This is a genomic window from Nitrosospira sp. Nsp18 (genome assembly GCF_900103145.1).
Classification (GTDB): Bacteria; Pseudomonadota; Gammaproteobacteria; order Burkholderiales; family Nitrosomonadaceae; genus Nitrosospira.
Map to the genome: position 1 here is coordinate 100007 of NZ_FMWY01000008.1, position 21234 is coordinate 121240.

Consider the following 21234-nt stretch of genomic DNA (forward strand, 5'->3'; position numbering starts at 1 on the left):
CGGTCGAAAGCTTCAATGGATATACGCTCGCCAGGTTAGAAAGACCGATACATCGCATAAATGAAAAATGTTTCGTAAACGTTCCACTAGAAGTAGCGGTACAAAGTCAGGTTGATTCAATTCAAGCTAAGGTAAGAGGGCATCAGGTGAGTCAGGATAAAAAGAGTTTATTGGTAATCGAGGATGATCCAGGCCTGCAGAAGCAATTGCGCTGGAGTTTCGACGCTTATGAAGTATTCGTGGCGGGTGATCGCGAAAGCGCGCTTGCCTTGGTCCGACGGCATGAGCCTGCTGTCGTTACTATGGATCTGGGACTTCCGCCCGATCCGGATGGCGCCTCGGAAGGGCTCGCCACGCTAGCACAGATACTTGAACTTGCGCCGGACATCAAGGTGATCGTTCTGACCGGTAACCAGGATCATGGGAATGCACTAAAGGCTATCGCGGCTGGGGCTTACGATTTTCATCAAAAGCCTTTTGATCCCGAGATGCTGGGGTTGGTGGTAGAAAGAGCATACTACCTGCATGCGTTGCAGCAGGAGAACCGCAGGTTATCGCAATCTCAGGCGTCTCCCATCATAGCGGGAATTATTACCCGCGATCCCGCGCTGATCAAGGTATGCCGTAATGTGGAGAAAGTGGCCCCGTCCGATGCCACGGTTATACTGCTGGGTGATAGCGGTACAGGTAAGGAAATTCTGGCAAGAGCGCTGCATCAGGCAAGCGCCAGAAGAGAAAAACGGTTCATGGCAATCAATTGCGCCGCGATTCCGGAAACGCTTCTGGAAAGCGAATTATTTGGCTACGAAAAAGGCGCATATACTGGAGCGGTCAAGCAGACGCCCGGAAAAATCGAGCTGGCTAATGAAGGTACTTTTTTTCTTGATGAGGTCGGTGATTTGCCCATGCCGTTACAGGCAAAACTTCTCCGTTTCTTGCAGGAAAGAGTGATCGAAAGAGTTGGAGGACGTAAAGAGATCCCGGTCGACGTTCGTGTTGTATGCGCGACGCATCAGAATTTAAAGAAGCTGATCGAGGAAGGCCGTTTCCGGGAAGACTTATATTATCGCTTGAGCGAGATTGTTATCACAATTCCTCCGCTGCGAGATCGGATGGGGGATCCGGCATTGCTTGCGCATCACTTCAAGAATAAGTTCTGTGCACAGGAGAAGCGACTTTCGCTGAATTTCAGCCAGGAGGCGCTCGCTGCGATCGAAAACTACCCTTGGCCTGGCAACGTACGAGAAATGGAGAACTGTATTAAACGCGTTGTCATCATGGCCGACGGCCCCATAATCAGCGTTGACGATCTCGGGCTGCAGGTTTCAACCAGCTTGGCGGAACCGATCAACCTTCGCCACGTGCGTGACAGGGCGGAGCGCGATGCCTTGATGAAAGCACTGGCAAGAGTGGATGGGAACGTTGTCAAGGCGGCGGAACTACTGGGCGTCAGCCGTCCCACCATTTATGATTTAATGAACCGCCACCGGCTAAAATAGCCACACCTTATAACATTCGTCGCCCCTTCCTTTTTACGTACAGGTATTTTCGATGGCAGATCTCCTCCACGAACTCATCTTCAAGTCTGCTGATCATGCTTCCGATAAAGAAGCGCTCGTGCATCAGAGAAATCGAACAAGCTATGGCGCATTGGCCGAGGATATTGGCTCAGCTCGGGCAGCCATGCTCGCTTTAGGGCTTGGGCGAGGCGAACGCGTCGCTATTTATCTCGAAAAACGCCTGGAAACTGTTATCGCATTGTATGGTGCCGCAGCCGCGGGCGGCGTATTCGTACCCGTCAATCCGCTCCTGAAGCCGGAGCAGGTGGCTTACATTCTTCGCGACTGCAATGTCAGGGTCCTCGTCACCTCAGCCGACCGGTTGAAGCTGCTTGCCACCGTTTTGCCGCAATGCCATGATCTGCATGCCATCATGCTAGTGGGTTCGGCCGAGCCTGCGCCCGTCGTTTCCGGCATTAGTGTCATCTCATGGAACGACGCGTTGACGGCACGGGGCCATGCTAAAGCGCATCATAGTATTGATGGCGATATGGCTGCGATTCTCTACACTTCCGGAAGCACCGGCAAGCCAAAAGGCGTAGTCCTTTCCCACCGAAACCTGGTGGCGGGAGCAACGAGCGTAGTTCAGTACCTCAAGAATACGCCGGATGATCGAATTCTGTCGGTGCTGCCGTTGAGTTTCGATTATGGGCTCAACCAGCTTACCACGGCATTTCAGGTCGGAGCTACCGCTGTCCTGATGAATTATTTGCTGCCGCGGGATATCATTCACACGGTTGAGGACGAAAAAATCACAGGTCTTGCCGCAGTGCCTCCGTTGTGGATTCAACTGGCCCAATTGAACTGGCCAGCGGATAATTCATTGCGTTACATCACCAATTCCGGGGGGGCAATGCCGCGAGCGACGCTCGATTTGCTGCGCAACATTCTCCCTCATACAGAAGTATTTCTCATGTATGGCCTCACCGAGGCGTTCCGTTCGACCTTTCTTCCACCCGAGGAAGTGGTCGCACGCCCCGACTCCATAGGTAAAGCCATCCCGAATGCGGAAGTGCTGGTGGTACGGGAGGATGGATCACTCTGTGCGGCCGGGGAGCCGGGAGAGTTGGTGCATCGTGGCGCGCTTGTTTCCATGGGATACTGGAACGACCAGGAAAAAACCGCCGAGCGGTTCAAACCCGTTCCGTCTCGCCAGTCGGGGTTGACTATTCCGGAATTGGCGGTGTGGTCGGGTGATACCGTGCGCATGGATGAGGAAGGTTTTCTGTATTTCATTGGCCGCCGCGATGAAATGATCAAGACGTCCGGCTATCGCGTCAGCCCCACCGAGATCGAAGAGGTGATCTATGGGACGGAGCTTGTGGGAGAGGCCGCTGCCGTTGGCGCTCCTCACCCCGTATTGGGGCAGGCCATTATTCTGATCGTTACGCCGCGAGCAGGCTCGAGAATTGACCAGGACGCGTTGCTTGCGGCGTGTAAGCTTCATCTTCCCGCTTTCATGCTGCCGAGCTCGATCGAGTGCAAGGAAGGCAATTTACCGCGGAACCCCAACGGGAAAATTGACCGGAAATTCCTTGCCCAGGAATTGCAGAATACTTTCATGGAGACCGGCGCGTGAATAATGTCCGGCCAAAACATGCCTCAATGGTTCAATTCTCGAGCCGCGACGACTGCCTTCAGATTGGAGGCATGTCCCTCAAGCGGTTGGTGCAGCGGGTAGGCAGAACCCCATTCTATGCTTATGACCGGCAGCGCATTACGGATAGGATTGCCCTTCTGCGTCAACATCTTCCTGCCGAGGTTCACCTCCACTACGCAATGAAGGCTAACCCCATGCCTGCGGTTGTGCAGCATATGGCTGGTCTGGTGGATGGGTTGGACGTGGCATCTGCCGGCGAAATGAAAATCGCTCTGGATACACCCATGCCTTCATGTCAGGTCAGTTTTGCCGGGCCAGGGAAGGCCGACCAGGAACTTTCCTGCGCGATCGCTGCAGGCATTATCGTTAATATGGAATCCGAGCAGGAAATGGAGCGTATCGCCAATCTGGGCAATCACCTTGGTATTCGTCCGAAAGTAGCGGTCCGTGTCAACCCGGATTTTGAACTCAAATCCTCCAGCATGAAAATGGGCGGAGGAGCGAAGCCGTTTGGCGTCGATGCAGAACGAGTTCCAGCAATGCTGGCCCGAATGGCTAAGCTTGAACTCGATTTCGAAGGATTCCATATTTTTAGCGGCTCGCAAAATCTTAAAGTGGCGGCTATCCAGGAATCCCACGAAAAGACCTTGCAACTGGGAATCGCCCTTGCCAGGCACGCACCCGGTCCGGTTCGTTTGCTGAATATAGGCGGCGGCTTCGGGGTGCCTTATTTTCCTGGAGACGAGCCATTGAATGTAGCAGAGGTCGGTGAAAATTTACGACACCTGATGCCTGAGGCGAGACGGCAACTTCCCGATGCGCAAGTGGTGATCGAACTTGGGCGTTATCTGATAGCGGAGGCAGGCATTTATGTATGCCGTGTACTGGAGCGAAAAGAATCAAGAGGGCAAATATTCCTGGTAACCGATGGTGGATTGCACCACCATCTCGCAGCTTCCGGAAATTTTGGCCAAGTCATCCGCAAGAATTATCCCGTAATCGTCGGCAACAAGGTAAATAGTGCCGAAAGGGAAATTGTCTCGGTGGTGGGACCGCTCTGTACGCCACTGGATCTGCTCGCGGATCGCATGGAAATGAGCAAAGCGGAAGCCGGGGATTTAATTGTCATTTTGCAATCGGGTGCTTACGGCTTGACCGCAAGCCCGACGGCATTTCTCGGCCATCCGCCACCCGCCGAAGTGCTGGTTTAAAAACCAACGTAGCATCGATGTTTTATTTGAGATGAGTCGCTTGATCGTCCGCAAATTCGCCAGCAAGCAATCATTAACGAAAATTAACGAAACGATGGAAAGATGATGTACAAGAAAACCGGAGATCTATCATGAGCGGGTTGTGCGGCTGGACAGGCCAGGACGGATCCGTTACCGAGAATCTCCAGCTTGCCAGGCGAATGGCTGGACCCCTTGCCCGTTTCGATGGCAGTGTTGTCGAGGCAGTTGCTGGACGAAGCAGCGGTCTTGCCATTGCTGCAAGCGGTGATAACAAGCACATTTACCAAAAGAATGGGCTTTTCCTGGCATTATGGGGGCGGGCCAATTTTCTTGAACCGCGCCTAATCCAGCTTGCGCGAACCGAAGGCGTGGCAAAAACGCTGGCGGAGGATTGGCGGGAAAGAGGAGAAAAGGCACTCAAAAATTTGACGGGCGCATTTTCTCTTTGCATCCTGGATGAAAATACCAACGACGCGATTTTGGCAATCGATCGTATGGGCATATGTCCGCTCGTCTACCGCAACGATGGAAGACGGCTGGTTTTTGGTTCATCGGCAGACGCCGTAAACCTGCACTCAGCGGCTAAACCGGAGATCGCTCCACAAGGCCTGTATAACTATCTCTATTTCCATATGGTACCCGGCCCGGATACGATTTATCAGGGGCAGAAACGTCTTCTGCCCGGCGAATACCTGATTTATCGAAAGGGAAAAGTTGAGACACGCAAGTATTGGGAAATGCGATTTCAGGAGAACGAGAAACGCCCGTTCCAGGAGCTCAAGCAGGATTTTATGCACGTACTGCGATCAAGCGTTCGCGAAGCGGTCGGGGATCAGCAGGTCGGCGCGTTCCTGAGCGGAGGAACCGACAGTTCGACCATCGCGGGATTATTAGGTGAGGTTTCGGGCCAACCGGCACACACCTATTCCATTGGCTTCGATGCCTCCGGATATGATGAAATGGAATATGCGCGCATCGCCGCGAAACATTTTTCCACGCAGCATCATGAGTACTATGTCACTCCGGATGACATAGTAAGCGCCATTCCCCAGGTCGCGGCGATTTTCGATCAGCCTTTTGGCAACGCGTCTGCCATCCCTGCCTACTATTGCGCGCGCATGGCGAAAGCTGACGGCCTCAGCAGGATATTGGGAGGAGACGGAGGGGACGAACTCTTCGGCGGCAACGTTCGCTATGCCAAGCAACATCTCTTTTCCCTCTATGGGCAAACGCCCTCCGTGGTGCGCAAAGGAATTATCGAGCCGCTGGTTTTTGGCATTCCCGGCGGAGCGGCGTTGCCGCTGATAAAGAAGGCGCGAAGCTATATCGAACAGGCCTCGATTCCGATGCCCGCCCGCACAGAGACTTACAACCTGCTGGAACGCTACGGCTCCAGGGAAGTTTTTACGGCGGAATTTCTAAGCACGGTTAATCCTGGTAACCCAGCTAACCTTCTCGATGAAATCTATCATGAGAACAACGCCGCGAGTCTGATAAATCGTATGCTGGCTTTCGATCGAAAGTTCACGCTTGCCGATAACGACCTGCCCAAAGTCGCCATGGCTTGCGAATTAGCCGGAATGGAAGTTGCGTTTCCCCTGATCAGCGATGAAATTGTGGCTTTCTCCTTGCAACTCGAGCCCCATCTGAAGCTCAAGGGTACAAAATTACGATATTTCTTCAAGGAAGCACTACGCGGTTTCTTGCCTGACGATATCATCACCAAGCAAAAACACGGGTTCGGTTTACCTTTCGGTGTGTGGCTCCAGCAGCACAAGCCACTGCAGGCTCTGGCTTCGGACAGTCTGAGCGATCTCAAGTCCCGGCGCATCGTTCGCCCCGATTTTATCGATAAGCTGCTGGGGCAGCATCTGAATGAGCATGCGGGATATCATGGCACCATGGTTTGGGTACTGATGATGCTCGAGCAATGGTACAGGCAGCGGTAAGGTGCAGACGCAATATCTTTAGCATATACCGCAGGTAAAGCGGGTTTCTTGTTGAACGTGCCGCTCGATTACGGGAAGCCAACGGAGCTGACGCCTTTGTATCGGCGGACAACTCAACGTAGACATATTTCAGCGAAACATATTGACATCATAAAATCAAAGTCGCACGATTTTATAAAAATTTCATGCTTCATCGTTGAATGCTGGCTATGATGTAACAAACCCGGCCTTCAAGCAGATAGATCAGTTAGCCGCACATGAGTGAGGCTGTGCATAGAGCCCGCTGCATCATCGAGGTGTCGATAAAAGAAGCTTGCGAGCAACTCATGCTGATATCGATCATGCAATTTGTATTAGTTTCCCCGGCAAGCCGCCGACCATGACAGAAGCCGCGCTGGTGCTGGTGTGCAAGCGCCCGGCATCGGGAGTCGGCAAGCAACGGTTGGCTGCAAGCGTAGGTGGAGAGGCGGCAAATCGCATCGCCGAGGCGTTGCTCGCCTGCGCGCTGGAAGACGCGCGTGCTTGGCCCGGTCCGGTGGTAATCGCTCCTGCGGATCCGGTGGATCATGCTTGGGCATCCGCACTATTGCCGCAGGCGCGGGTACGACTAAAAACACGTATAGAGCCGCAAAAAAAGGGCAATCTCGGACAAAGGCTTAATGCACTGGATCATAAGCTGCGCGGCTATGGGCTGGAACAGTTGGTGTATATCGGCAGTGATGCGCCCCTGCTTGCGCCGCCCGATTATGCGGCGGTTTACGAGGCTTTGATGAGTCATGATACCGTGTTGAAGCCGGCAGCGGATGGCGGTGTGGTACTGATGGCGAGCCGGAAGCGATGGCCGGCGTTGAGCAGCTTGCCGTGGAGCACAGCGCGCCTTGGTGCTGCGCTGGCCAATTGTTGCCGATCTGCGAGACAATCGGTCGTTAACTTGGCACAAAGTTTCGATGTGGATGAAGAAGACGATGTCATTCGTCTGATCGAAGCGTTGAATACGGATCAGCGGCCGGCACGGCGAGCGCTGCATGGGCTGGCTTGCGATCTGGCCCACTGGAGGGAGCGGAGTCATGTCCAGTTTTAGTGCGATTATTCCCTGCTATCATGACGAGAGCAAGCTGGTCGATCTGCTCCGCCAGTTGCGAAATTTGCCGGATAACTCATTTCAAGGGGCGCTGGAGGTCATCGTGGTAGATGGGGCCGACAGCCCGTCATGCCGCAACATCTGCCATCAATACGACGCGCGCTGGATAGCCGGCGAACCCTGCAGGGGAGGGCAATTACTGTCGGGTGCTGCGCTGGCGCAAGGTGACACCTTATGGTTTCTGCATGCCGACATCCGTTTGCCGCACGATCCGTTGAAGGCGATGGGCCGCGCATTAGCGCAAGGTGCGGTAGGAGGCTATTTTCGCTTTCGTTTCGATGAGCCGCGTGCCTGGCCAGCACTACTGCTGGAGCCGGCTATCGCCTTTCGTTGCCGTTTCGGCATTCCATATGGTGACCAGGGTCTTTTCATGACCCGGCAGGCCTATGCGGAGGTGGGCGGCCACTCCCCTTGGCCCCTGTTCGAGGAAGTATCTCTGGTTCGAGGGTTACGCCGGATAGGACGATTTCTACCTTTACGCGAATCGGTTTTTATCGATCCGCGCCGCTGGCATCGCGACGGGTGGTGGCGGCGTACCTGGGCAAATCGCAATCTGGCGTTCGCTTTCGCGCGTGGCGTCGCGCCCGAAAGGCTGGCGGCGCGCTATCGTTCCAAAACGGTTTAATTCCGATCATGAGGTGAATGCCATGCATGACACTATTCAGCAATACTATGGAGAAATTCTGAGCTCTTCGCTCGATCTTCAGACCAACGCGTGCCGGACGGATGCAGGCTTGCCCGAATATGTGAAGCCCATATTGGCGCAGGTACATGATGAGGTGCTGGCTCGCTACTACGGCTGTGGCCTGGTGCTGCCAGAATCGCTCGATGGCTTGACCGTACTCGATCTTGGTTGCGGCGCCGGACGCGACGTTTACGTACTATCGAAGCTCGTGGGAGAGTATGGCCGGGTAATTGGGGTGGATATGACGGAAGAGCAACTTGCGGTTGCGTCCAGGCATGAGGAATATCACCGTAAGGCATTTGGGCATGCAGAGAGCAACGTGCGTTTTCTGCATGGCTATATCGAGCGCTTATCCGAACTCCAACTGGCAGATGCCAGCGTGGATGTCATCGTATCCAACTGCGTGCTCAATCTTGCCCCCGACAAGGCGGCGGTATTGAGCGAAGCGTTGCGGGTACTCAAGCCCGGAGGGGAGCTATATTTTTCAGATGTGTATGCTGATCGGAGAGTGCCCCCGGAACTTACCGCCGACCCGGTGTTATATGGTGAATGCCTGAGCGGAGCGCTGTACTGGAACGATTTTCTCGGCCTGGCCCGCGCACATGGCTTTACCGATCCGCGGTTGGTTGACGATCACGGAATTACTATTGGAAACGCGGAGCTGGCTGCGCGAACCGGAAACATCCGCTTTTACTCTGCTACTTATCGATTATTCAAGTTGGACAACCTGGAATCCGCCTGCGAGGACTATGGTCAGGCCGTGGTTTATCGCGGCACGATACCGCATCATCCTCATGTGTTTGAGCTCGACAAGCACCACCGCATCGAGACCGGCAAGTTCTTCCTTATCTGCGGCAACTCCTGGCGCATGCTGCATGATACCCGGTTGGCCACGCATTTTGACTTCTACGGTAACTTTGATCGGCACTACGGTATTTTCCCCGGTTGCGGCACAGGACTACCTTTCGACGATACAATTCGCGACGCCGCAGGCAATCAATCGGGCGGATGTTGCTAGTCCATGGGCATCGGGTACGAGGAGATCATCCCCATCAGTAGCGAGGGATCCAGCCGTTCCGAAAACTGGCGGCGCACGCCTGACGATCAGCCACGCGGCTTTATTCGGCCGCATGCGCTGGATGAATTGTGGTTCCATACCGGCACTGCGTGTAACCTTGCCTGTCCCTTTTGCCTCGAGGGCTCGAAACCGGGAGACGACCGCTTACAGCTGTTGCGCTTTGAAGAAGTTGTTCCGTTTGTGGATGAGGCGCTCGATCTCGGCGTCAAACAGTTTTCCTTCACCGGGGGCGAACCATTAATCAATAAGGATATCTTTCGTATTCTCGATTACGCGTTGCAGTACAAACCGTGCCTGGTGCTGACCAACGCAACCGAACCGTTGATCAAGCGCCTGAAGCAACTCGAACCGCTGCGCGACCGGCCGTCCTCGCTCAGTTTTCGCGTAAGCCTGGATTATCCCGACGCCGTCCGGCATGATGCCGGGCGTGGTGAAGGCATGTTCGCCCGTGCACTGGAAGGATTGCGAGCGCTCCATGAACTGGGATTCAATATTTCGGTGGCGAATCAGCTTTTGCCTGACCTTACCCCGGAAACTGTGTCGGCACGCTTCAGAGAAGTTTTTCGCACCGCGGGCTTACCTGAGGATCTGCTGCGTATCGAATTTCCCGAATTTCACTCGCCGGGTGCACAGGTGAAATCGCCGCATATTACGGAACGCTGCATGACAGACTTTCATACCGAAGAGGCTTGCCGCTCATTCATGTGTGCGTTCAGCAAGATGATTGCGAAAAGCGATGGGGGGTTACGAGTTTATGCCTGCACTCTCGTGGATGACGATCCGGACTATATCCTGGGGGAAACACTGACGAAAGCCATGCAAATGGCCGTGAGCATGAAGCATCACCGCTGTTACAGTTGCTTCAGGCATGGTACTTCATGCAGCGAAATGAAACGAGGTATTTGAATAATCCTAAAACCGGTAGTTGGACGTAGCGGCCTCACCCACAAGGTGAGCGGCAAATAAATATGAGATATTGTTATTAATCATAACACTGACCTATTAAATGAGCGGTCAACTACCGGATTTAGGATAATCATTTTCAGGAATAATCTTCGCGATTCAGGAAGCGAATGAAGAGGCGAGAAATGAAATGGCGTTTGTACCAAGCTCAACCTGTCAGTCAGTCTGCTTATCAAGGTAAGGCAGTCTGCGCTATAAACCCATAGGCGATAGCTTATAAACAGGTTTCATTGACGGTGCGGAACGCAAGCGCGCAGATAACTCCACCTGACAGTACTTGCAAATCAGATTTATAGGCGCCCAGGATGAAACATTGGTGGCTGCTCGTGTTGCTGGTATTGTTGATTATTTTGTTCCTGGCGTTTGATCTCGGGCGCTTCTTCAGCCTGGAAACGCTCAAGAGCGGGCGTGATGAGCTGCAACAGGCTTATCAGGCACGGCCACTGCAAATGATGGGTCTGTATGCCGGCATTTATATTGTCATAGCCGCACTCTCCCTGCCCGGCGCCGGTGTGATGACTTTAGCGGGCGGCGCCATTTTTGGGGTCTGGGTCGGCATTCCGCTGGCTGTCATTTCCGCCAGTATCGGTGCTACGGTCGCATTATGGATGGCGCGCTACGTCTTTCGGGAGTTCGTGCAGCAACGTTTCAGCGATCGCATGACGGCAATCGACGCAGGCATCAAGCGCGACGGTGCATTTTATCTTTTCACTTTGCGCCTGGTACCGGTATTTCCTTTTTTCATAATCAATTTGCTGATGGGGCTGACGGCAATACCAGCCGGCACCTTCTTCTGGATCAGCCTGCTGGGCATGCTGCCCGGGACGGCAATTTATGTCAACGCCGGCACGCAGTTAGCTTCGATTACCAGTCTTTCCGATATTTTCTCGCCGGCGCTGATAGGGTCTTTCGCGTTGCTCGCCATATTCCCTTGGCTGGCGCGGTGGGCAGTGGAGCGTGTGAGGATGAGAGGGGCTGGAAATATACACGCGCGCTGGACTAAACCAATCCGGTTCGATCGTAATCTGGTGGTCATCGGCGCAGGCTCGGGGGGCTTGGTGACGTCCTACCTTGCAGCGGCCACCCGCGCCAAGGTTACGCTGATTGAAGCGAACAAGATGGGCGGGGATTGCCTTAATTTTGGCTGCGTGCCCTCCAAGACGCTGATCCGTTCGGCTACTTTCCTGCGGGAGGCGCGACACGCAAAAGACCTGGGTTTCAGTGGCGCAACCGTCGAATACAGTTTTGGCGAGGTAATGGCGCGTGTACATCGCATCATAAAAACGATCGAGCCGCATGATTCGGTAGAACGCTATACAAAGCTGGGGGTGGAGGTAATCCATGGCAAGGCACGCATTACTTCGCCTTGGACGGTGGAGGTCAATGGGCAAATCATAAGTACGCGCGCGATTGTCATCGCTACAGGTTCCCGTCCCACTATTCCCCCGATTCCGGGGCTGGAGCAGGTGCGCTACTACACCTCCGACACCATCTGGTCGCTTACCGAGCGACCCGACCGGCTCGTCGTTCTAGGCGGCGGACCTATCGGCTGCGAGTTGGCGCAGGCATTTGCGCGCCTGGATTGCCATGTTACGCAAGTGGCGAGATCAGGGCTACTGGAAAGGGAGGATACGGACGCCGTTGCAGTAATCGAGTCTGCGCTTCGCGCCGATGGAGTGCGCCTGCTGACCCAAACCGATGCTATTCGTTGCGAAAGCGGAGCCGGTGAGCAGCGGCTGGTTGTGCGCCATGACGGAAAGGAGGAAGCCATTCCATTTGACGCGATGCTGTGCGCGGTGGGAAGAACGGGCAATACCGAAGGCTTCGGTCTCGAGGAACTGGGGATTTCGAATTCGCCAAAGGGGACGATTGAAACGGATGCGTGGTTACAGACGCTCTATCCCAACATCTATGCGTGCGGCGATGTGGCGGGACCATATCAGTTTACGCACGTCGCCGCACACCAGGCGTGGTATGCGTCCGTTAATGCATTATTTGGCGGTTTCAAACGTTTCAAGGTGGATTACTCGGTAATTCCATGGGCTACGTTTACCCATCCGGAGATTGCCCGTGTCGGCTTATCGGAGGCGGAAGCAAGCAAGCGCGGCATTAAATTCGAGGTGACCCGCTATTACCTGGAAGGCCTGGATCGCGCTATTACGGATGAAGCAGCGCACGGGTTTATCAAGGTGCTCAGTCCGCCGGACAGCGATCGTATCTTGGGTGCGACTATTGTGAGTGACCATGCCAGCGACTTACTGGCGGAATTTGTGCTGGCGATGAAACACAACCTCGGCCTTAAAAAGATACTTGGCACCATTCACACTTATCCGACCTGGTCGGAGGCCAACAAATATGCGGCAGGGGAGTGGAGGCGTGCACACATACCGTACCGCCTTCTGGACTGGGTGGAAAAGTACCATGCATGGCGGCGAGGCTAAGAATGAGGATATTTTCGACAAAGAAATATGCCATATTTATTGCGGCACTATTGTTGGTATATGGCTGGGCTCAACCTGGCAACGCTGCTTCGGAGAAACTGGTTTTAACCGGCGCCAGCACCATCGCCCCGCTGGCAGCAGAAATTGCCCGACGCTTCGAGTCGCAACATCCCGGTACGCGGATAGACGTGCAGACTGGCGGTTCTTCGCGCGGTATTAACGACACCCGCAACGGAACTGCCGGGATCGGCATGGTATCCCGCGCCTTGAAACCGGCCGAGCAGGATTTACAAGCACATACCATTGCCCTGGATGGTGTTGGGCTTATTCTGAATGCGAGCAACCCGATCTCCGGGCTAAGCCGACAGCAGGTTATCGATATATATACCGGCAAAATCATCAACTGGAAGACGCTAGGCGGGCGAGATGCACCCATCACCGCCATCAACAAGGCCGAAGGCCGATCGACACTTGAGCTGTTTCTGGGCTATTTAAAGCTGAAGAACAGCGATATCAGGCCACACGTGATCATCGGCGACAACGCGCAGGGAATCAAGACGGTGGCCGGCAACCCGAACGCCATCGGTTATGTATCGATCGGCGCGGCGGAATACGAAGCGCGGCATGGTACCCCGATCAAATTACTGCCCCTCGATGGCGTTGCGGCTACCGTAGCGAATGTACGTAACGGTACTTTTCCTCTATCGCGGCCGCTTAACCTCGTAACGCGGGCTGCACCGCAAGGGCTGGCGCGGGATTTCATAGCGTTTGCCCGTTCGGAGCAGGTACATGATCTGGTCGAGGCACAATATTTTGTCCCCGTCGGCTTCCGTTGATACGCTGACTCTCTGGCTGCTGCGCGGCGCTGCAGGCGCCGCGATGGGCGTGGTACTGCTGATCCTTTTATTCATCGCGATTGAGTCCTGGCCGGCGCTGCGGCATATATCGATTGAGCGTTTTCTCACCGATCCCTCCTGGAATCCAGGAGAAAACTTGTACAACCTGGCGCCCATGCTGTCAGGTGCCCTCTACGCCGCGGCCGGGGCACTATTACTGGCGACACCGCTGGGCATCGCCTCGGCACTGTTTATCGCCTACTATGCATCGCCGCATGCGGCAAGCATCTACCGGCGCCTGGTCGAGTTGCTGGCGGGGATTCCTTCCGTGATCTACGGTTTCTGGGGGCTGACTACCCTGGTGCCGCTGATCAACCAGTTGCATCCACCCGGCGCCAGCCTGCTGGCCGGGATTCTGGTGCTGACGCTGATGATTCTGCCCACGATCGCGCTCACTGCGTACGCCGCGCTATTGGCGGTGCCTGGCGAATATATGCTGGGCGCAACAGCACTGGGCCTTTCCCGCTGGGGGACGATCCGGGGTGTCGCACTACCGGCAGCAAAAACGGGTATCGCCGCAGGCGTCATTCTCGCAGCTGGCCGCGCTATCGGCGAAACCATGGCCTTATTGATGGTCACGGGCAACGTCGTGCAAACGCCTCCAGCCTGTTCGAGCCGATACGTACTCTGGCTGCCAATATTGCGCTGGAGATGCCCTATGCCATGAACGACCATCGGGCTGCATTGTTCGTATCGGGCTTAGCACTTATGCTCCTCGTAATGTTGCTCTGGAGCATTGCAGCCCGGCTGGCGAAAACTGGCGATGGCTGAAATGGTTTCGATGAAATCAATGCGTACCCCTCGCGATTGCTTCGCGCAATTAGCAATCTACTGCGCCGCGTTACTGGTCTGTGCTGCGTTTGCATGGATACTGAGCGATATTGCGCGCGGTGGCATGGCGCATCTTTCCCTGGATTTTGTCATAAGGTCGCCGCGGGAGGCTGGCCGTGCCGGGGGCGTCGGCTCCATCCTCGTTTCCACTGCTCTTGTGCTTGTGATTGCCCTGATGGCTGCCCTGCCGCTGGGATGGACAACTGCTGCGTTACTCGCCGAATACGTTTCTGTCGGCAGTCGCTTTGGCGGTGCGGTACGCTATAGCCTGCAGGTGCTCGCCGCAGTTCCCTCCATCGTCTTTGGCCTGTTCGGCAATGCCTTTTTCAGCATTTATCTAGGCATGGGATTTTCCATCCTTTCGGGTGGCCTGACCCTGGCTTGCATGCTATTGCCCATTCTCGTCAGTACCGCCGAGTCGGGCTTACGCGCAATACCTGATGCACATCGCTTGTCTGCTGCTGCGTTGGGCATGTCGCGCACTTCGACGTTGTTTCGTTTGTTATTGCCAATCGCCGCGCCGTCACTGGCTGCAGGGCTGCTGCTTGGAATTGGCCGCGCCATTGCCGAAACTGCGGCGCTACTGTTTACCAGCGGCTATGTCGATCGCACGCCGGGTTCGCTGCTCGATTCAGGACGGACTCTGGCAGTACATATTTTCGATCTATCCATGAATGTCCCCGGCGGCGATGCCGCAGCTTATGCGTCCGCGCTGGTGCTGATAGCAGCGCTACTACTCATCAATATGGTGGCCATGCGCCTGACTGCTGACTGGCAGCGTCGGAAGATAATGTCAGAGAACTCAAACGGATACTCCAATACCGATGCACCGCGAGCCTGAACCCACACCCACAGAACCCGCCAAAGCCGCTGATGACCCTCTGCGCAAGGCCGACAATGGCTATACGCTGGGGCCGGTACAGGCGGGCCCAGTGTGTTGCGACCCTCAGCCCTTGATCCAGGTCGAAAATTTTTCCCTTCGTTACGGCCTCAAGACCGCCTTGGCCAACGTTACACTGGATATTTACCGCGGCTGTATCACTGCACTGATCGGGCCTTCGGGATGCGGAAAAACAAGTTTTCTATCCTCCATCAATCGGCTTACCGACCTGATTCCCGGCTGTGGAATTACCGGCCGCATTTGCATCGATGGTGGTGACATCCATGACCCCGCCCGCGACGTACAGGCATTGCGGCGGCAGATCGGCATGGTATTCCAGAAGCCGACGCCATTTCCACTCTCGATCTACCGTAATATCGAACTGCCTCTGCACGAGCATGGTGTTAAGCGGCGTGTAGACACGGTAGCCATTATCGAACAGGTATTGCGGGATGTCGGGCTGTGGGACGAGGTGCATGACCGGCTGCATTCGTCTGCGCTCAGTCTTTCAGGTGGGCAGCAGCAACGTCTTTGCATTGCCCGCGCGCTGGCCCTGAATCCACGGATTTTGCTGATGGATGAACCCTGCAGCGCGCTTGATCCAATTGCTTCGGGTATAGTCGAAGACCTGATCAGCCGCTTGCGAGGCCGCTACACGATTGTCATCGTTACCCACAATCTGGCGCAGGCGCGACGGATCGCGAACTACGCGGCGTTTTTTTGGGTAAGAGGCCATGCCGGAAGCCTGGTTGAATTTGGCCATTGCCGGCAGATTTTCGAATCTCCCGCACACGAGCTAACCGCCGCTTACGTGAATGGCGCGAGAGGATAACAAGCTGGTATTGACAAGGCGATTTTCGTGTTTAATCCGCACAGTCGGCGCTTGACACCAAGGTCCTCATAAAGCATAATTCAGCCCTCACGCAGTAATCAAAATGCATACCAGCGTGGAAAGTGTGGGTATTACTAGTGGGATTGAAAAAGATTGTTTCCGGCATGATGGATAAAAAGCGGTTCGAAATAACCGCTCAAAATGACCGTTGAATATAAGCAGTTCTCGGATGCGTTGTGGTCCTCAATGAACGATATTTTCTCCCGGTTGTCCGCATTTCTGGTAGATTTCCAGTCTCGCAGGTCTGGAAAATTCACCTGAATATAAGCAACCATTTCAAATCGGCATTTAAAACTTTTCAAACCCCGCTAGAGTTATCGCTCGGCACCGCTGTAATTTAACCGGGCATTACCGATGAAATACATAGAAAGAAGGAGAGTATAAATGCAAGAAACCGCGTGGCAGGTTTCCCTTGTATTGATGTCGCTGATTACATTCGGAGTTATTTACGTTGCCATCAATTCCGGCAAACGGGAAGAAGACTACGGGCCGTTGGTAAAGAGTGCATATGGTTTTCGCACGAAGTTATTCTGGGCGGTGGCATTGGTATTTTTCCCGGCAATGATTTATAACTTGGTTGGTCTGCCTTTGCCATATGGCGAAAGTCGCGCCGACTCCAAAATTGGTCCGGCACAGGTCATCAATGTAATCGGGCATATGTGGTACTGGGAAATGGATCGCGACCAGGTCGAAGTGGGGCAACCCGTCGAAATCCGTATTACCAGCGCGGATGTTAATCATGGCTTTGGCATCTATGACACTGATTTACGTCTGGTGGCGCAGGCACAGGCCATGCCCCACTACACCAATGTAATCTATCACACCTTCAAAAAGGAAGGCACATACAGAGTGCTGTGCATGGAATATTGCGGTGTTGCACATCACAATATGATGACTGAAATCAAAGTTGGCAAATCTTAGAGAGGAATAAGCATGGCAAGCTATACCTATACCCCAGTTCCTGATACAGGGGCAAAGGCCGGCGTACTGGCCTATTTAGTCGTCTCAGCTGTTGTATTGCTGCTGATGATGGTTTTTGGTCTACTCATGAGGCTGGAGCAATCGCAATTCACCTCCATCGGGGGGCTCTGGTTTTATAAGATCATGACGTTGCATGGCGCCGGTATGGTGGGTATCGTTGCGCTGGCCGGCGCGGCTGTCATGTGGCATTTCCTGCGGCTGTACGTGGACCTCTCCAACGGCATATTCATGGCCAATCTGGCGCTATTCCTGATCGGCGTGGTGATGATCCTGGCCAGCGTCCTGCTGGGTGATTTCCATGCTGGCTGGACCTTTCTGTTTCCCTTGCCTGGAAACTCGATGGGCTTGTGGAGCACTGGTGCCGCTGCCCTGTTCATGGGTGGTCTGCTGATAATCGGCGTGGGTTTCGTGCTGTTGCATCTGGATATCGCGCGCGCGGTCATCACCCGTTACGGCGGCCTCGGCCGTGGGCTTGGCTGGCCACAACTTTTTGGTCATGATGATGGTAACGCGCCTCCACCGACCGTGGTCGCCAGCACAATGGTGACGATCGTTAACCTTATCGGTCTGGTCGTCGGCGCCAGTATCCTGGTGATGATGCTGGTGAATCTCTATGTGCCAAGTTTTGAAATTGATCCGCTGCTTGCCAAGGGTATGATCTATTTCTTTGGCCATGTGTTCATCAACGCGGTTATCTACATGGCAGTGATTGCCGTCTATGAAATTCTGCCGCGATACACGCAGCGTCCCTGGAAATCGAACAAGGTGTTTCTTGCTTCCTGGACCGCTTCCACAATCATGGTCATGTTCATCTTTCCGCATCACTTGCTGATGGACTATGCCTATCCAAAGTGGTTTCTGATCGTTGGCCATATAATTGGCTATCTCAACACCTTTCCCATTTTAATAGTGACCGGCTACGGTGCCATGATGATCGTGTACCGTTCGGGTATTCGTTGGGACATGTGTTCACGACTGCTGTTTGTGTCATTGTTTGGTTGGGCGGTGGGTGCTATGCCCGCATTTATCGACGGTACCATCACCGTCAATTATGTAATGCATAACACGCTATGGGTACCAGGGCATTTTCATACCTACCTGTTGCTTGGCATGGTCGCAATGGTATTCGGGTTCATGTACTATCTCGGGAAGCCGAATGAAAATGCCAAAGACAGCCCTATCGATGTCGCGGCCTTCTGGGCATTCGTTATTGGCACCATGGGTTTCACGATGTCGTTTCTCTACTCGGGAAAAATAAGTGTACCGCGCCGCTACGCGGAGCATCTCCCGGAATGGGTGCCCTACGATCGTCTTGCTTCGTATTTCGTAGTGTTGATACTTGCTGCCGTGCTGGTGTTCATATTCCGCTTCCTCTCACGGCTCGGGTTCGCTGGCCGAGATTACCAGCGCGCATCTCTGGCGCGAAGTCTGGCCACTACATGATGCAGGCCGTATAACCCCATGAACCCGGTGAAACGCAGCGTAGTGACAACAACGCTGGTGATTTCACTGGGTTCATGGTTTTTTTGGTGGGCTACGGATGGATTTACTGCGTTCACGGCTGAAACGGCGCGGAGAGTGGAAATTCTGCGCTCCCCCCGTCCGCTGCCGATGGTTACGCTTGAGGACCAGGATGGGAACAAAATCAGCCTGCGGGATTATGAAGGGCGACTACTTGCAGTAGACTTCATCTACACAAGTTGCACCACGCTGTGCCAAAGCATGGGCATGATCTTCAAGCAGATCCTCGATCTCATACCGAGGGAATCCCTAGGGCGCGATTTTGCGCTTATCAGTATCAGTTTCGACCCGGATCATGATGATACGGCCAGCTTGAAGAAATACGGCCAGGCCTATGGCGCAGACGGAAAAATTTGGCGCGTTGCGAGGGTACCTGACAAGGCGGAGCTCAAATCCCTGCTCGACGCGTTCGGCATCGTTGTGATTCCTGATGAATTCGGGGGATATGAGCATAATACCGCCCTTCATCTCGTCGGCCGCGACGGACGCCTGAGGCTGATTACCGATATTGATAAAGCAGCACCGTTTGCTGAACAAGTGGTGGCGTTGCTATGAGCAGTCCCACTTTACCTCGTGATGTCAAATACGGTATTGGCCTGGGGATATTGTATTTGCTCCTCGGAACACCGATGGCCCGCGATTGGCTGGAAGCAACCATGAGCCGTCACATGCTGGTGCAAATGCCGTTACTTGTGATATTGGGAATTATCGGGTGCCGACTGCTGCCTGTGCGCTGGCAGAACGATGTTCTGGCGCGAGTAGGCGGTTCGGTACCCTGCGTAATGGTTGCGTTATTTGCCTCAAGCTACTGGATGCTGCCTCGGGCACTCGATGCGGCGCTGACGGAACCTCTGGCCGAGGTTGGAAAATTTCTCAGCCTGCCGCTGCTCGTCGGATTTCCTCTAGTCCTCGCCTGGAGGCGTCTGACCCTGATTGGTCGGGGCTTTGTCTGGACAAATTTTATTAGTATGCTGGCAGTTCTTGGCTGGTTATATATCGTTGCGCCCGTTCGTGTTTGTAACAGCTACCTGGTGAATGACCAGGAGCATGCCGGCTGGTATATGGTCATAGGTTCGATTCTGCTTTTTGTATGGTGGCTCGCCACTTTATTTATTGGTAGCGGGGTTGGCCCGAGTAAGCCGGGTGGTAACGGTTCGGGTACGACGCTCGCGTAAGATTGAGAGATACAGAGTTAGAGGAATAGAAAAAAGCATGGACTATCATCCACCGTATAAACTCATGGAAGAGGTTGAAGCTGCCAGCAAAAAGAAAGCGGGTCTGCCTGCTGGCGGAATGCTGGTTAAAGGTTTCCTGTCTGGCGCGCTTCTCGCGTATGGAACCGCGCTTGCTTTCAAGTGTTCTGTGGGCTTTTCCGAAGGCGCCGCGGCGCTCGTCTCGGGTGCCGTTTTTCCGGTAGGCTTCGCGATGATCATATTACTCGGCATGGAACTTGCGACCGGCAACTTTGCTGTGCTGCCTGTTGGTGTTGTACGCGGCAAGGTAACGGTCAACCAGATGTTTCGCAATTGGGGCTGGGTATACCTGGGGAATTTTTTCGGCTGCGTGTTTGTCGGTTTTTTGATTGCCATCGCCCTGACCGAGGCTTTCATCGAACCTCACGGGGCGCTGGGCGATAAAATCATCGCGGTGGCGATCTCCAAAACGCTCGTCTATGAACATGCCGGGGCGAATGGCTGGTTGACCGCATTTACCAAAGGCATACTTTGCAATTGGATGGTCGCGCTAGGAACCATTCTAGGTATGGTTTCAACATCGGCATTCGGCAAAATAGCTTCCATCTGGTTGCCGGTATCAACATTTTTCGCCTTGGCGTTTGAACACTCGATAGTAAACATGTTCGTTATGCCGACCGCCATGCTTCTCGGCGCTGACATTACCGTCGGGCAGTGGCTGTTCTGGAACCAGATCCCCGTCACGTTGGGTAACATTGTCGGAGGCGCCGTTTTTACGGGCTTGTTGCTGCATTATTGCTACAAGCCGTCTCCTCCGGTTTCGGAGGAGAAGCCCGTACATAATGTAACCCGGACTGCACCGTAAAAAAACCGTAATACGATTCAAGCCGATGCAGTCATTCAATGGTTGTGGTCAAACGTTTAGCTGCGGATAAAACCTGCGGCTTTGCGACATAGCAATATCTGAGCAAGCGGGGATCACCATATACCCGCTTGCTCAGTATAAATGCCCCCACCTTCCCGCCCGGTTTACCCGTCACGCTCATCAATTCGGGTTTTGTATCGCTTGGTCCGATAGAGGCAATTGAGCCGCCACACCTGCCCGGCAGTTCCCCTGATATGGCGCCACCCCTGCCGGATCGACCCGTTCCAATTTTTACTGCACAGCTCAATTTTCTTGACACGAAGTAGTTGTACGTTTAGGCTACGCGGTGTTTTAGGGAGGCCTTGGGGATAGTCCTGGGGGTTTTACAGAAAAGACAGATATCGGACTAGGGAGAGGCCCTGATTGCTTGTCGATCATGGTTTCAAGTCTGGATATTGAACACAACAAATCAACACGGAGTAAAGGAGAGAACAAATGGTTGTCAAACCTTGGCTGAAGCTGGTCAC

General features: G+C 54.1%; 18 protein-coding genes. All 18 read left to right on the forward strand.

The features are described 5' to 3' along the window. Positions 1-146: 146 nt before the first annotated feature. The 18 genes from prsR (at position 147) to BLS94_RS05665 (ending at position 20707) form a co-directional block, all read left to right on the forward strand. Positions 147-1499, forward strand: a complete 1353-nt coding sequence (gene prsR, locus BLS94_RS05575) for a PEP-CTERM-box response regulator transcription factor (RefSeq protein ID WP_090958413.1) — start codon at positions 147-149, stop codon at positions 1497-1499. Positions 1500-1551: 52 nt separating this feature from the next. Continuing rightward, positions 1552-3138 carry an acyl-CoA ligase (AMP-forming), exosortase A system-associated gene (locus BLS94_RS05580; protein WP_090958365.1) on the forward strand — a complete coding sequence of 529 codons (1587 nt, stop codon included), beginning with the start codon at positions 1552-1554 and terminating at the stop codon, positions 3136-3138. Next, positions 3135-4370 (forward strand): pyridoxal-dependent decarboxylase, exosortase A system-associated, encoded by a 1236-nt coding sequence (locus BLS94_RS05585; RefSeq protein ID WP_218124747.1) that lies wholly within the window; start codon positions 3135-3137, stop codon positions 4368-4370. Before BLS94_RS05580 ends, BLS94_RS05585 begins: the two co-directional genes overlap by 4 nt. 131 nt (positions 4371-4501) lie before the next feature. After that, positions 4502-6340 (forward strand): asparagine synthetase B family protein, encoded by a 1839-nt coding sequence (locus tag BLS94_RS05590; protein ID WP_090958367.1) that lies wholly within the window; start codon positions 4502-4504, stop codon positions 6338-6340. Between the two features lie 379 nt (positions 6341-6719). After that, a complete protein-coding gene (locus tag BLS94_RS05595; RefSeq protein WP_072768080.1) occupies positions 6720-7421 on the forward strand; it encodes a TIGR04282 family arsenosugar biosynthesis glycosyltransferase in 702 nt (233 codons plus the stop codon). Further along, a complete protein-coding gene (locus BLS94_RS05600) occupies positions 7408-8106 on the forward strand; it encodes a TIGR04283 family arsenosugar biosynthesis glycosyltransferase (protein WP_090958370.1) in 699 nt (232 codons plus the stop codon). Before BLS94_RS05595 ends, BLS94_RS05600 begins: the two co-directional genes overlap by 14 nt. 22 nt (positions 8107-8128) lie before the next feature. Next, positions 8129-9184 (forward strand): methyltransferase domain-containing protein, encoded by a 1056-nt coding sequence (locus BLS94_RS05605; RefSeq protein WP_090958373.1) that lies wholly within the window; start codon positions 8129-8131, stop codon positions 9182-9184. Positions 9185-9187: 3 nt separating this feature from the next. Continuing rightward, positions 9188-10150, forward strand: coding sequence for a radical SAM protein (locus BLS94_RS05610; RefSeq protein ID WP_090958375.1), 963 nt, complete (start codon positions 9188-9190; stop codon positions 10148-10150). Between the two features lie 362 nt (positions 10151-10512). After that, on the forward strand, positions 10513-12648 hold the full coding sequence (locus tag BLS94_RS05615; protein WP_090958377.1) for an FAD-dependent oxidoreductase: 2136 nt from the start codon (positions 10513-10515) through the stop codon (positions 12646-12648). 2 nt (positions 12649-12650) lie between these two features. Then, positions 12651-13484, forward strand: coding sequence for a phosphate ABC transporter substrate-binding protein (locus BLS94_RS05620; RefSeq protein ID WP_090958379.1), 834 nt, complete (start codon positions 12651-12653; stop codon positions 13482-13484). Beyond that, positions 13438-14211, forward strand: coding sequence for a phosphate ABC transporter permease subunit PstC (pstC, locus tag BLS94_RS05625; RefSeq protein ID WP_256325298.1), 774 nt, complete (start codon positions 13438-13440; stop codon positions 14209-14211). The genes BLS94_RS05620 and pstC overlap by 47 nt, the downstream gene beginning before the upstream one ends. Positions 14212-14325: 114 nt before the next feature. Continuing rightward, positions 14326-15216: a phosphate ABC transporter permease PstA gene (gene pstA / locus BLS94_RS05630; RefSeq protein ID WP_256325299.1), complete on the forward strand. Its 891-nt coding sequence runs from the start codon at positions 14326-14328 to the stop codon at positions 15214-15216. A gap of 112 nt (positions 15217-15328) precedes the next feature. Further along, on the forward strand, positions 15329-16087 hold the full coding sequence (locus BLS94_RS05635; RefSeq protein WP_218124751.1) for a phosphate ABC transporter ATP-binding protein: 759 nt from the start codon (positions 15329-15331) through the stop codon (positions 16085-16087). A 444-nt stretch (positions 16088-16531) separates the two neighbouring features. Next, on the forward strand, positions 16532-17068 hold the full coding sequence (locus tag BLS94_RS05645; protein ID WP_090958387.1) for a cupredoxin domain-containing protein: 537 nt from the start codon (positions 16532-16534) through the stop codon (positions 17066-17068). Positions 17069-17080: 12 nt separating this feature from the next. Continuing rightward, a complete protein-coding gene (locus BLS94_RS05650; protein WP_090958389.1) occupies positions 17081-18571 on the forward strand; it encodes a cbb3-type cytochrome c oxidase subunit I in 1491 nt (496 codons plus the stop codon). A gap of 18 nt (positions 18572-18589) precedes the next feature. Beyond that, the gene (locus tag BLS94_RS05655; RefSeq protein WP_090958391.1) at positions 18590-19204 is read left to right on the forward strand and encodes an SCO family protein; all 615 of its coding nucleotides are present in this window, start codon (positions 18590-18592) and stop codon (positions 19202-19204) included. After that, the gene (locus BLS94_RS05660; RefSeq protein ID WP_090958393.1) at positions 19201-19824 is read left to right on the forward strand and encodes a hypothetical protein; all 624 of its coding nucleotides are present in this window, start codon (positions 19201-19203) and stop codon (positions 19822-19824) included. The genes BLS94_RS05655 and BLS94_RS05660 overlap by 4 nt, the downstream gene beginning before the upstream one ends. Before the next feature lie 37 nt (positions 19825-19861). After that, the gene (locus BLS94_RS05665) at positions 19862-20707 is read left to right on the forward strand and encodes a formate/nitrite transporter family protein (RefSeq protein WP_090958395.1); all 846 of its coding nucleotides are present in this window, start codon (positions 19862-19864) and stop codon (positions 20705-20707) included. Positions 20708-21234 lie beyond the last annotated feature (527 nt).